The sequence below is a fragment of the Mucilaginibacter gossypii genome, assembly GCF_017569325.2.
In the GTDB taxonomy this organism is placed as follows: Bacteria; Bacteroidota; Bacteroidia; order Sphingobacteriales; family Sphingobacteriaceae; genus Mucilaginibacter; species Mucilaginibacter gossypii.
On the sequence record NZ_CP071878.2, the window covers coordinates 4,198,883 to 4,212,125 of the forward strand.

6 protein-coding genes are annotated in these 13,243 nt (G+C 43.2%); all 6 read left to right on the forward strand.

Annotation, left to right across the window (positions count from 1 at the left end):
- The first annotated feature begins 41 nt into the window (after positions 1-41).
- Positions 42-5,213 (forward strand): translocation/assembly module TamB domain-containing protein, encoded by a 5,172-nt coding sequence (locus tag J3L18_RS17585; RefSeq protein ID WP_129570989.1) that lies wholly within the window; start codon positions 42-44, stop codon positions 5,211-5,213.
- Positions 5,214-5,217: 4 nt separating this feature from the next.
- Positions 5,218-7,500 (forward strand): translocation and assembly module lipoprotein TamL, encoded by a 2,283-nt coding sequence (gene tamL / locus J3L18_RS17590; protein ID WP_129570988.1) that lies wholly within the window; start codon positions 5,218-5,220, stop codon positions 7,498-7,500.
- A gap of 254 nt (positions 7,501-7,754) precedes the next feature.
- Positions 7,755-10,640 carry a sensor histidine kinase gene (locus J3L18_RS17595; RefSeq protein ID WP_208102424.1) on the forward strand — a complete coding sequence of 962 codons (2,886 nt, stop codon included), beginning with the start codon at positions 7,755-7,757 and terminating at the stop codon, positions 10,638-10,640.
- A 73-nt stretch (positions 10,641-10,713) separates the two neighbouring features.
- Complete coding sequence (locus J3L18_RS17600) at positions 10,714-11,343, forward strand: LuxR C-terminal-related transcriptional regulator (protein WP_091175861.1); 630 nt, start codon at positions 10,714-10,716, stop codon at positions 11,341-11,343.
- Between the two features lie 257 nt (positions 11,344-11,600).
- Positions 11,601-12,065 carry an aspartyl protease family protein gene (locus tag J3L18_RS17605; RefSeq protein ID WP_223266282.1) on the forward strand — a complete coding sequence of 155 codons (465 nt, stop codon included), beginning with the start codon at positions 11,601-11,603 and terminating at the stop codon, positions 12,063-12,065.
- 260 nt (positions 12,066-12,325) lie between these two features.
- Positions 12,326-13,156 carry a M57 family metalloprotease gene (locus J3L18_RS17610; protein WP_091175858.1) on the forward strand — a complete coding sequence of 277 codons (831 nt, stop codon included), beginning with the start codon at positions 12,326-12,328 and terminating at the stop codon, positions 13,154-13,156.
- Positions 13,157-13,243 lie beyond the last annotated feature (87 nt).

Genomic DNA, 13,243 nt, shown 5'->3' on the forward strand with positions numbered 1-13,243 from the left:
TATTGATCAACAGCATCTTCACCTTTGAAATACAAATACAATTGAAAAAAATACTACGAATAACCCTTAAAACGATACTTTGGATACTGGTAAGTGTAGTTCTGCTGGTTATCCTTGTAGTAATTTTGATACAGGTTCCTGCTGTTCAAAACTTCGCGAAAGACAAAGCCGTAACTTTTTTACAGAATAAAATCCACACCAAAGTTAAGATTGGCCATATCAGCCTTGGCCTGCCTAAACTGTTAGTTTTGGAGGACGTGTATTTTGAAGATCAGAAAAAAGACACCCTCATAGCCGGCGAAAGATTAAAGGTTGATATCAGCATGCTCAAGCTGCTGCACAGCCAGGTTGAAGTAAACGAGGTAAACCTACAGGGCATTACGGCCAATGTAAACCGTGGGGCCGACAGTGTGTTTAACTTCGATTACATTATCAAGGCTTTTGTTGGCGAACAAAAGAAAGAAGTAAAACCTACCGATACTACATCAACCATGAAGTTTTCTGTTGATAAGATCGTTCTCGATAAGATCAACATAAAATACGAGGATGCCATTACCGGCAACGATGTAAAGTTTTTGCTTGGCCATTTTGACACCCGCGTTAAGGATTTTGATATGGATAAGATGAAGTTCACCATACCGAAAATTACCCTGAGCGATGTAAATGCTAAGATCATCCAATCGCCGACCAACGCCATCCCTCCACCTGATACCGCTACCACACCTTTGAATATGGATTTGAATTTAGGGGTGATCGATATCTCCAAAATCAAAGTCGATTACCAAAGTGCCGAAATGGGTGCCAAGGTGGACCTAAGCAAGTTTTTGGTGGAGATGGACAAGATAGACTTAAAGAATCAAAAGGTAGGCATCAAAAGCATCGAACTGAGTGATACTAAAGCAGGCCTTAGTTTAGCCAAGCCTAAAACTGTGGTTAAAGAAGTTGTTAAAACCATTAAAAAACTGGATACGCTGGTATCCTCTCCTACCAAATCTGCCTGGCGGGCGACAATTGGAAAAGTAACTTTTACTAACGATAATATTAAGTTCGATAATGAAGCGCAGAAGGCTATCCTTAAAGGTCTCGATTTTGGCCATATGGACATCCGCAGCCTTAATGCCGAAGCTGAAAATATTTCCTATAGCCCTGATACCATTTCGGGCAAAATTAACTCCTTTACCTTTGCCGAAAAAAGCGGTTTAAAGATCAATAAGTTTCATACGGCATTCCTGTACGGGCCAACTAATGCTTATATGAACGACCTGTTGCTGGAAACGCCGAATACCACACTACAAAAGTCGGTACAGGTACGTTACCCTTCTATTGATGCCATCACCAAAAACATTGGCGCGCTGGGTATCAATGCCAATTTAGATGGCAGCCGTTTGGGTCTAAAGGATGTTTTACTGCTGATGCCAAGCATGGCCAGCATGGAACCCTTTAAATCGTCACCGGGTACGGTATTCAAAATCAACGGCCGGGTGAGTGGGCAGGTAAACAACCTCGAGATCCCTAACCTGGAAGTAACCGGCTTAAGCAGTACGCATATCAAGGCCTCGGCCAAAATGAAAGGCCTGCCCGATGTAAATAAGGCCACCTTTGATGTTAATATTGCCGATTTCAGCACGAGTCGCAATGACATCGCTAAGCTCGCTCCGGCGGGCAGCATTCCGCCAAATGTGAGTATTCCCGAAAAAATGAGCCTGAAAGGTAGTTTTAAAGGAAGCATGTACAGCTTTAATACCAAAATGGGCCTGCGCTCGAGCTATGGCGCTGTTGATCTGATTGCGACTTTGAAGAATGGGCAAAACAAAAACACGGCAACTTATACAGCCAATATTAAAGTTAACGAGCTTAACCTTGGCGCGCTTACCAAACAACCGCAAATGGTTGGCCGCATTACCATGAATGCTAATTTAAAAGGTGCCAGCCTGGATCCTAAAAAGGCAAGCATAGCTTTTAACGGCAATATTGCAAAAGCTTATGTTAAAGGCTACACTTACCAAAACCTGGTAATGAAAGGTACATCAAGCAACGGCGCTTATGCGGCTGTAGCGACAATGAAGGATCCTAACATTAATTTCAGCCTGGATGCTAAAGCCAATCTCAACAAAAAATACCCGGCAGTTAAGGCCACGTTAAGTGTGGATAGCATCAACCTCAAAAACCTGAATTTTGTCAAGGACGATATGCGTTTTCATGGCAAGATTGTGGCTGATGTACCAACTGCCGATCCCGATTACCTGAACGCCGATATTAAAGCAACCGACCTGTTGGTAGTAAACAAAGGCCAGCGCATCCGGATGGACACTATCAGCCTCATTTCTACAGCCAGTGCCGACAGCAGTACGCTTAGTTTAAAAACTGCTGTCATGAGCGCCCACATGGCCGGTAAGTATAAACTTACCCAGATAACCCCGGCCCTGCAGGATGTGATCAATAAATATTTCAACACTGCTATTGCCGGAGGGCAGCAAGTAGCTGTTAAAACTAAAGGCGGCAAAACGATAAAAGCCAAACCCGCACCTGTGGTTAAATATTCTCCGCAGCAGTTTACGTTTGAAGCCAAACTGGTTAAAACGCCATTGCTTACCCAGTTTGCCCCCGACCTGAAACAGCTTGACCCTGTTTTACTGAACGGCAGCTTTAATAGTCAAACCGGCGAACTTGTTGTTAAAGGCTCCATACCAAAAGTTGTTTACGGCACCAACACAGTTAACAAAGCATCGCTTAACATTAACACTGCTAATAATGCGCTCAATTATAATTTTTCGGTTGATGAAGTGAAGGTTGGAAGTTCTGTCGATCTGTTGTATACCAGCATCTCAGGTGCCGCACAGGATAACAAAGCAGGCTTGAGCGTTCAAATCCGCGATGCAGCGAAAAAAGAACGTTTCCGAATAGCAGGTACTTTCAGTTTGTTACCAAATGAATACCAGTTTAGCTTTAATAAAGATGGCTTATTGCTGGATTATTTACCATGGGCAGTTAGCGATGATAACTTTTTACAATACGGGCCAAAAGGAATCCTGGCGCATAACTTCACTATTAGCAACAACAACCAGATCCTTAGCGTTAACAGCAGCACACAAGAGTTTAACAGCCCGCTGAATATCAAGTTCAATAATTTCCATATTGAGGCGCTTACTAAAATGGCCAAACAGGACTCGTTACAGGTGGGTGGTATCATTAATGGTGATGCTACCGTAAGCAACTTTCAAACCAGTCCTGTATTTACCGCTGCCATAAACGTTGATAATTTTAATTTTAAAGGCGATACGGTGGGCAACATAGCCCTCAAAGTAAATAACCAAACGCAGAATGCCTACGCCGCTCAAATGAGCATTACCGGCAAAGGCAATCAGGTTGATTTGAATGGAACGTATTACACCACGCCCGAAAGCCGTTTTGATCTCGACCTGAATATCGTGAACCTGAGCATGAAGAGCATCGAGGGATTTAGCTTTGGTAGCCTGCGTAATGCCACGGGTAATATTACCGGAGCACTTAAAATATCAGGCACTACAGATGCGCCTTCTGTACGGGGAGATATCAACTTTAACAAAGTAGGCTTTAACGTGGCTATGCTTAACTCCTATTTCAGGATGCCGCAGGAAAGTATTACGTTCAACAACGAAGGGATCCGCTTTAATGACTTTACGTTGGTTGATTCGACCGGCAACAAGGCCGTGGTAAGCGGCAGCATCTACACCAAAACTTACACCGATTTTGCCTTCGGCATGGATATTAATGCCAATAACTTCAGAGTTACTAACTCAACCCAGGCCGATAACAAACTTTACTACGGCAAACTGTATGTGGATACCCGCATCAAGGTCCGCGGCAATATGACTAAGCCGGTGGTTGATGCCAACCTTACTGTTAACGACAAAACCGATATGACTTTTGTGCTGCCTACCAATGACCCGGCGCTGGAAGACCGGAAGGGAGTGGTTGACTTTATTGATAAAAATGCCCCTAAAATGGATTCCATCCTGCTGGCCAGGCAACTGGATTCGCTCAAAAAATCGGATGTTACAGGGTTGGATGTTTCTGCAACTATCAACGTAAATAAAAATGCTGCGTTTACTATTGTAGTTGATGAGCGAAACGGCGATATCGTACACCTTAAAGGCGAGGCCAGCCTGAATGGCGGCATTGACCCAAGCGGCAAAATAAACCTTACCGGTACTTATGTGGTTAACTCAGGCTCGTACAACCTGGCCTATGCAACTGTTAAGCGCACTTTTAACTTTAAAAAAGGCAGTACTATTGTTTGGACTGGAGACCCAACCAGTGCCAATATTGATCTTACCGCTATTTACGTAGCCAATGTACCACCAATTGACCTGGTTTCAAACCAGCTTTCGGATGCGCAAAATAGTACGATGTATAAGCAAAAGCTACCTTTCAATGTTAACCTTAACCTGAAAGATCAGCTGCTCACACCAACTATCAGCTTTGACATTGTACTGCCAGACAGTTCTTATTCTGTGTCATCCGATGTGGTAAGTACGGTTAATACCCGCCTTACCCAGATACGCCAGGATCCTAACGAACTAAACAAGCAGGTATTAGGTGTACTTGTACTGGGGCACTTTATTGGAGATAATCCACTGCAAAGCCAGGGTGCGGGTACTACCGTGGAGGGCACCATCCGTAACAGCGTAAGCAGCCTGTTATCTGACCAGTTAAACAGGCTTGCAGGAAGTTTAATATCAGGAGTTGATCTGAATTTCGGTTTAACCTCAGGTGAGGATTACTCATCGGGCACGGCCACCAATCGTACCGACCTCAACGTTGGCCTGTCCAAGCGCTTCCTGAATGACAGGCTTACCGTAAGTGTTGGCAATAATTTTAACCTGGAAGGAAATCAACCCGGTCAAAAAGCATCGAACATCGCGGGCGACGTATCCATAGCCTATAAACTAAGTAAAGACGGCCGCTACACCCTGCGTGCTTACCGCCGCGACGAATTTATTGTGATACAGGGGCAGATCATTGAAACAGGCGTAGGTTTTACCTTGACGGTTGATTATAACCGCTTCCGCGAGATCTTCCGCAAACGTACCCCTGAAGAACGCAGGTTGCGCCGCCAGTACCAGCAGGAACAAAAGGAGAAAAAAGAAAAACAGGACGAGGCAGATAAAGCGCTGGAGCAAAAGAACATGCAGCAGCAACAGGAAAACAAACCGCAAACTACTTCAAACTAAGCCCATGACCAAACATTTAAAATATATACTGCTTTCATCATGTGTTTTACTCAGTGCCTGCAGTACCACCAAGCTTTTGGCGCCAGGTCAAAAGTTATACACCGGCGGCGAGGTAGTAATCAAAGACTCGGTGTTGAAAAAAAGCGAAAAAAAGGCCTTGAGTGAGGAACTTGGCGCCTTATTAAGACCTATACCCAACAGTACCATATTAGGTATGCGTTTTAAATTGTGGCTGTACTTTAAAACAAAAACCAATAAAACCAAAGGCCTTGCCCACTGGCTTAATAAAAAGGGTGAGCCTCCTGTGCTTATTAGTTCGGTTAACCTTGATCAAAACAGCAAGATCCTTCAAAACAGGCTGCAAAATGAAAGCTATTTTCAGGCGCAGGTAAGCGGCGATACGGTGAGCAAAAAGCCAACATCAAAAGTTGCCAAGGCGGTTTATACAGCAGTAACCGGGCCTGGCTATAAGATCCGGAAGGTGGTATTTCCGCAGGGTACCCGCACTATCGATACCGCAGTAGCCGGAACATCGGCAAAGACGCTGCTAAAAGTCGGCGATAAATATAACCTTGATGTTATTAAAACCGAACGCCTGCGTATTGATGCCCGGTTGAAAGAAGAAGGCTTTTATTATTTCTCACCCGAACATTTGATCATGCACGTGGATAGCACTATAGCCGGGCATCAGGTTGATATTTTTGTGGCTGTTAAAAATGAAACACCTGGACGCGCCCAAAACATTTATACCATCAACAATATTTATGTGTATCCGAGTTACTCGTTAAGAGATACTTCGCTGATGAAGGATAAAGCTGTTTTTTATAAATGGTATAATATTGTTGAGCGTCGTAACACCGTACATACCTATACTTTTGCCAATACGGTGCTGATGCGCCCGGGCCAGGTTTACAACCGTACTGCACATAATAACTCGCTTAACCGCTTCATTAATCTGGGTCCGTATAAATTTGTTAAAAACAGGTTTGAAGATGTATCTGCCGATTCATCGAAGCTGGATGTTTATTATTTTTTAACCCAATACAAAAAGAAATCGCTGTCGCTTGATATTTTAGGCCGCACCACATCGGCTAACTACACTGGTACACAGGTAAATTTAAACTGGCTTAATCGTAACGCCTTTAAAGGTGCCGAGGCTTTAAAGGTAACACTTTTTGGGAGTACCGATGTTCAGGTGGGGGGCCAAAATGCAGGCTATAATGTGTATCAGGCCGGTATCCAGACAACGCTTTCATGGCCGCGCTTTATCGGACCTATCTACCCAAAAGCGGCCGATGCCTATATCCCGCATACTAATCTGAGCTTGGGATATTCAATAGTAAACCGTCAAAAACTCTATAACTTAAATTCATATAACTTATCATTCGGTTATCAGTGGCGCGAAACAGAACACCGGTCACATGAGCTTAACCTCATCAATTTTCAGTTTGTAAATCCGCTGAGCGTGTCGCAGAAATATAAAGACAGTATCGACAGGAAAGACGTTCCGGTAAACCCAGCCTTAAAGCATGTTATCGATAAACAGTTCATCCTGGGCCCAAGCTATAGCTTCACTTATACCAATACCAACGAGGATTATCGTACCAATACGCTTTATTATAATGGAAAGATCAGCCTTTCAAACAATATTTACGGCTTAGTTACCGGTGCAGATAGTGCCGGTGGAAAACCTAAAAAATTGTTCGGCGCCATATTTAACCAGTTTGTGAAACTCGAAAACGAGATCAGGTATTTTCATAAAACAGGGCAAAACAGCACTATAGCCAGCAGGCTTATTGTGGGTGTAGGTTTACCCTATGGCAACTCAACACAGTTACCTTATAGCCAGCAATTCTTTATTGGTGGCCCTAACAGCTTACGGGGTTTCAGGGCAAGGGCCATAGGGCCGGGTTCATTTGACCCAAGCAGCGGTGTAGGCACAGGCGGCTTCCTTGCCGATGAATCTGGTGATATCAAGATAGAAGCTAACATTGAGTACAGGCCAAAGCTATTCAGCATAGTACGCGGAGCTTTATTTGTTGATGCGGGTAACATCTGGCTACTGCACTCCAACGGATCACAGCCGGGCGCCGTGTTTACCAAAAGCTTCTTAAATGATTTTGCCGTTGATGCCGGCTTTGGTTTAAGGTTTGATTTAACCGTACTGGTATTACGTACAGATTTAGGTATCCCTCTTCGTACACCATATGTACGTGTTAATGAGCCACGCTGGGATTTCAACTTTAACCGGAGTGTGTTTAACCTGGCAATCGGGTATCCGTTTTAATTTTACAGTCTAAATATAACGAAAGTTAAGCTTAGCATATAGCATAGCGTCAAACAGCACAATTAGCCAAAAGCTATTGTGCTGTTTGCTTTAATAGGCAATCAATCATACATATACGCGTCTGTTTTACGCTGGATCGGCTCCCTCGCCGTTTTCAAACTGTATTTAAATACAAATCATTTCTTTTTAAATTTATCGGTGATACAACAAAACAAAGCCATACACCGTATCATTGCATATTGATAAAAGCAGCGATGTATACAAATTATAGAATGCCGCTAAAAAGCCTTTTTTTTAAACTTCTAATAATAGCACTGTTTCTATTCCCGGGCCGGGTATATGCCGACATTCCATATCAGTTAGTTTACCTGAAAAATTATAGCGCCCCTGATGGCCTGCCCAGTTCAAGGGTTAACTATTTAATGCAGGACAGCAGGGGTTTTATCTGGCTGGCCACCGATAAAGGCGTGAGCCGGTTCGACGGCCAGCACTTTAAAAACTTCACATCGGCCGATGGGCTGGAAAACAATGAGTGTTTCAGGATTGCCGAGGACAATTATCACCGGATTTTTTTTTACTGTAATAATTACCGGGTATGTTACTATGAAAACGGGCTTATACATAAGCTTAACTCATCTCAAAAAGTAATCGTTTTACCCTTCGCCAATTTCTTTTTTAACCGCTATAATGAGCTCTGTGTAAATTACAGGCTTAGTACCAAAGTATATCATTTTGAAGAGTTAAAATCGAAAAGACATGCTATCCGGTATTTGAACGGGTACATTTATGGTTCTGACGGAGAAGAGATCACCCTATCTGAAAACGACCTTGACATCCTCGAAGAAGAGCTTAAGGCCGGCCAGTTAAGTTTTCAAACCGCCAATAACAATATCAAACCTTACCGGTTGGCTTTACATCAAAATTATTTACTATTGATAACTAAAGACTGGGTACATGTTTATCGGTATCAAAAAACCGGGATCATCCCGCTCAATAAAATCTTTTTTACCGGCAACGTAACTTCAGTGTATCTTACCGGCAAAAATACGTTTGCCGTTACAACGGTAAAACAGGGCACCTACATTATTAACTATCTTACCGGCGAACGGAAAAATTACCTTAATAATAACATCACTACCGCTACGGTTATTGACCGGGAAAATAATTTATGGTTTGGCAGCTATGACAAAGGCTTTTTTCTATGTACCAATCCCGAAATAAAAATCATTAACAAAGAAAGCGGGCTGGCCAATGAAGATGTTTTAAAACTGGGTATTGCAGGAGGTTACCTGTTTGCCGGGCATGTTTTAAGCACACTGAGTTATATGAAACTTGGGACAAATCAATCGTCATTAACAGGCACCATATCCATTAATCAAAACCGGTCTGACTTTAACCGGATAACCAGCCTGCTTACAATTCCGGGTAACAGGCTCATGATTGGTACCGATAATGGCTTATTCAGATTGGATATTTCCAATAAGAACCCGGCGTTATGGCATTCTGTAAAATACTTCTTTGGCCCTATAAAAGGAATTGCTCAACGGCCCGATAAAGAAATCTGTTTTATTTCACAAAATTCCGTTCTTGCATCGTCAGGTCAGCTCAAGCATAAACAAGGCTATGCTTTTGAAAATCTGCGTTTGACATCTCTTGCATGGTATAAAAATAACATGCTAATAGGTTCACTTTACGGATTATATAAGTTTACACCTAACACAAGCAAAACTCCCTATTACGCCAAAATACTGCCCAATAAAGGGATTGATGTTGTTAAATGCCTGGCATCAAATAATGAAGTATGTGCGATAGGCACCGAGGCAAAGGGGGTGTTTTTGCTGGCCGGCGAAAAAATTGTTCAATTTAGATCTCCTGCTATTTTTTCAGGCGATATCCGTAAACTGGTATGGACAGATGACAATACTTTATGGGTCTGTACCGCAAACGGTGTAAGCATTATCAGTTTCTATAATCATTATCAAAATTACCGCATAAGTTTGCTCAATACCAGTAACGGGCTCCCCTCTGATAACGTGGCCGATGTAGTGCAGAACGGGCATGATTATTATATAGCCACCGATCAGGGCATAGCCGTCACTCAAAATTTAGGGAATACGAGCCTGCCTAAACCGGTGTTGATTAACGACGGGATACCCGGAACTCAAAGCAGCTTTACTTACGGCCGGCCTGTTATATTTAACTGCGTTGCCCTATCCTACAAAAGTATGGGTAAAATACAATACCGCTTCAGGCTTAAGGGGGTTGATAAAAATTGGAGCGTCGCGCCTTCCGGCGAAAAACGGTTCGACCTGCTGCCCCCCGGAAACTATGAGTTAGAAGCCGTGGCTGCCGACCGTTTTAACCAGTTAAGCCAGCCGCTTATTTTTAAATTTGACGTTATGCCTTTATGGTACCAACAGTTATGGCTGCAGGTGGTGGCAGTATTAAGTGCCATAATCATCGCTTTCCTGTTGGTACGGAAATATTATCAATCCATCATCGGCTTACAAAAAAAGGACTATGAAAATGCACTTGCCCTGCAGCGCGAACGACAGCGGATCAGCAGTGAGGTGCATGATGATTTAGGGGCAAGCATCTCCGGCATTAAGCTCAGGACCGAATTGCTCAGCCGCAAAACGGCCGATCAACCCGCTTTTAAGGAGATAGACGCAATTCATGAAGCCATTACCGATATATCTACCCAGGTAAGATTAATTATCTGGAGCCTTGATGCCGAAAACGACGAAGTAAGCAACCTGGCCGGCTTTATTCATAAACAAGCCATTAAAATATTTGAATACAGCAATATTGACCTTCATGTAAATACCTCCGTTAGCGAAACCCCGGTTACCATCAGCGGCGAAAAAAGGCGCCAGGTATACCTCCTTGTTAAGGAAGTATTAAACAATATTGTCAAACATTCGGAGGCACAAAACGCGTTTCTGGAAATCAACCTTTACAAAAACAGGCTGCAGATCAGCATCCGTGATGACGGGCGCGGGTTTGACCCTGATATGCGCAAACACGAAACCATGGGCATCCGGAATATTTACGCCCGGGCAAAAAGATTGAACGCCGAACTCAAAATTGATACCGCCCACGGCAAAGGCACATCCATCAGCCTTAAACTAAACCTTTAGCGTATACCCCATAATAGGTATTAAGAAACCCGGGATAATTTAGGAAATTAGCATTTTATATTTACCGCAAAGCATGCTCCAGATAATTTTGTTAGAGGATAATTTACACTACCGGCGTGGGCTGGAACAGATTATTCATGATATGAGCGGCGTAACTTTAATTGGTTCTTATCCCAATGCCGAAGCCGTATTAAAAAAAATTGATCTGCTTAAACCGGATATCTTTATAGTGGATATAAACCTCGAAGGCATGTCGGGCATTGAATTTATACGGCGGGCCAAGCCCTTTGTCCCGGATGCCGAATTTTTGATGTGCACCATCAACGACGACAACACCAATATTTTTGAATCCTTAAAGAGCGGCGCAACCGGCTATATGCTCAAAGAATCTTCGGCCGATGAGATCAGGAACGCCATTATCGAAATCGCGGCCGGCGGCTCGCCCATGAGCGCCTATATCTCCAGAAGGGTCATAGCATCATTCAATGCCGACGCCGATAAACCGCCTGCCCCTGCTGCCGAAAGCCTTACGGACCGCGAGGTTGAAGTACTTAACCACCTGGCCCGCGGCCTCCAGTACAAGGAAATCGCCGATCGCCTTGATATCTCTACCGGAACCGTTAAAAAACACATCCGCAATACCTACATCAAACTACAGGTACAAAATAAAGTAGAAGCTATTAATAAATTTCGCGCAATCTGATATACCACTTTTTCAGTATTGCAGGGCTTAATGGTTAATGCTAATTTAGCGCTATAAAGAAACTAAAAGGCCTTGTTAAAATTAACTTCCCTGTTGGTGATCTTTAAAGCCTAAACCTTATCACAATTGAAAGATCATGCCATGAAAGATGGCGTTTAATTAATCTTGAAGTTCCCGCTGCATTTTTTTCCAACAGTATCAATAATAATCACTGCTTTAATCTGCACATTTGCACATCTGTAATTGGCATACCTGCAATGATTATATCTGTCCCGCTCCGTATTATCGACCTGCATGACGACGGTTTCCACCCGCTGGTTGAAGTCGTATTGTTTGAAAAAACTTTTATCATGGTGCTGGACACCGGCGCGTCAAAAACCGCGTTTGATCAAACGGTGCTTGCCGAAGCCAATGAAACCATGAACATCTTAGCCAGCGATAAACTCTCCACGGGCCTCGGCACTAATACCATGGAATCTTTTACCGCAACAGTAAGTGACCTCCACATCGGCGACTTGCCTATAGCCGAATTTGAAGTAGCTGTACTGGATCTTTCCACCATTAATACGGCCTACGGCCAAATGGGGCACCCGCAGGTACTGGGTGTTTTGGGCGGAGATATTTTAATGAAATATAAAGCCGTTATTGATTATGGGAAACGGGTGCTAAAACTAAAAAAAAATCTGTCAAGCAAACGCGGTACCTTATCTATCCGAAGGTAAATTTTAATTGATTAACAGGGTTTGTTCCCAAAAACACCCGCTCGGTTAAAACAAAGCTATAATTGCCATAATAGTCAAAATGACAATTATAATTTCGATATTAATCAAATAAAAAGATAATAATTCCTAAAAAGAATATTTTTTTGTTATTTTCTATTATTAAATCCATAACATTTTATTTATATATTGCGTATAAGTTAAAAGCGCTGGCCGGCTGCTGAAATTAATTCTTCTTTTACATCTAAAACGTAACGAAAACAATGAAAAGAAAACTATTATTAGGGATCGGACTAAGCGTGCTTGTCGGAATCTCTGTACTATTCTCCTGTTCAAAAGACAAGGCTGCCAAAACTACAACCACCAGCCCAACCGCTATCCCGGATGATGTACTGAAAAGCATTACAAACTTAGGGTTCAGCACAGATGAAGTGCGCAGGCAGGGCGATGGCTATCTTGTTGAAGGTGATATCCTGCTCACTAAAGCCAATTTAGCCGAAGCAAGCACCAGCCCTACTTTAAGAATTGCCGATGTTGAGCAGTACCGTACCACAAACCTGGTTAAAAATCTGCCCAGAACAGTAACCGTCTCAGTTACAAACCTGCCTACTGTTTACCTTAACGCGGCTACCGCGGCAGTTGCACGTTACAATGCTTTAAACCTCACGCTTAAATTTCAAATGGTTAGCAGCGGCGGCACAATCGACATCATCGGCTTTAACGAGGGGCCAAGCGGTGGTTATATCACCTTAGGTTCATCAGGCTTCCCGACTTCATCGGGCGACCCGTATAACCAGATCCAGATGAACACCAACGAACAAGCTTATGGCACAAACCCTGATCTGGGTTATGTAACATCAGTTATTCAACACGAATTGGGCCATTGTATCGGTTTCCGTCATACCGACTATATGAACCGCGCGTTCAGCTGCGGCGGCCGACATGTAAACGAAGGTTCGGCAGGCATAGGCGCTATCAACATTCCGGGCACACCAACCAAGGCAGATGCCGGCTCATGGATGTTAGCCTGCTCAAGCGGTACCGACCGTACGTTTAATGCCAATGATCAGATAGCGTTAAACTATTTATACTAATAGCGCCTATAGTTGTTTTTTACATTTCAACTAAATAGCTTTATCAATAAAGGGGATGCTGCAGCTCCCCTTTATTGGTTTGATCAT

Coding starts and splice junctions, on each gene's coding strand:
- tamL (WP_129570988.1), top strand. CDS start 5,218: ATGACCAAACATTTAAAATATATACTGCTTTCATCATGTGTTTTACTC.
- J3L18_RS17595 (WP_208102424.1), top strand. CDS start 7,755: ATGTATACAAATTATAGAATGCCGCTAAAAAGCCTTTTTTTTAAACTT.
- J3L18_RS17600 (WP_091175861.1), top strand. CDS start 10,714: ATGCTCCAGATAATTTTGTTAGAGGATAATTTACACTACCGGCGTGGG.
- J3L18_RS17605 (WP_223266282.1), top strand. CDS start 11,601: ATGATTATATCTGTCCCGCTCCGTATTATCGACCTGCATGACGACGGT.
- J3L18_RS17610 (WP_091175858.1), top strand. CDS start 12,326: ATGAAAAGAAAACTATTATTAGGGATCGGACTAAGCGTGCTTGTCGGA.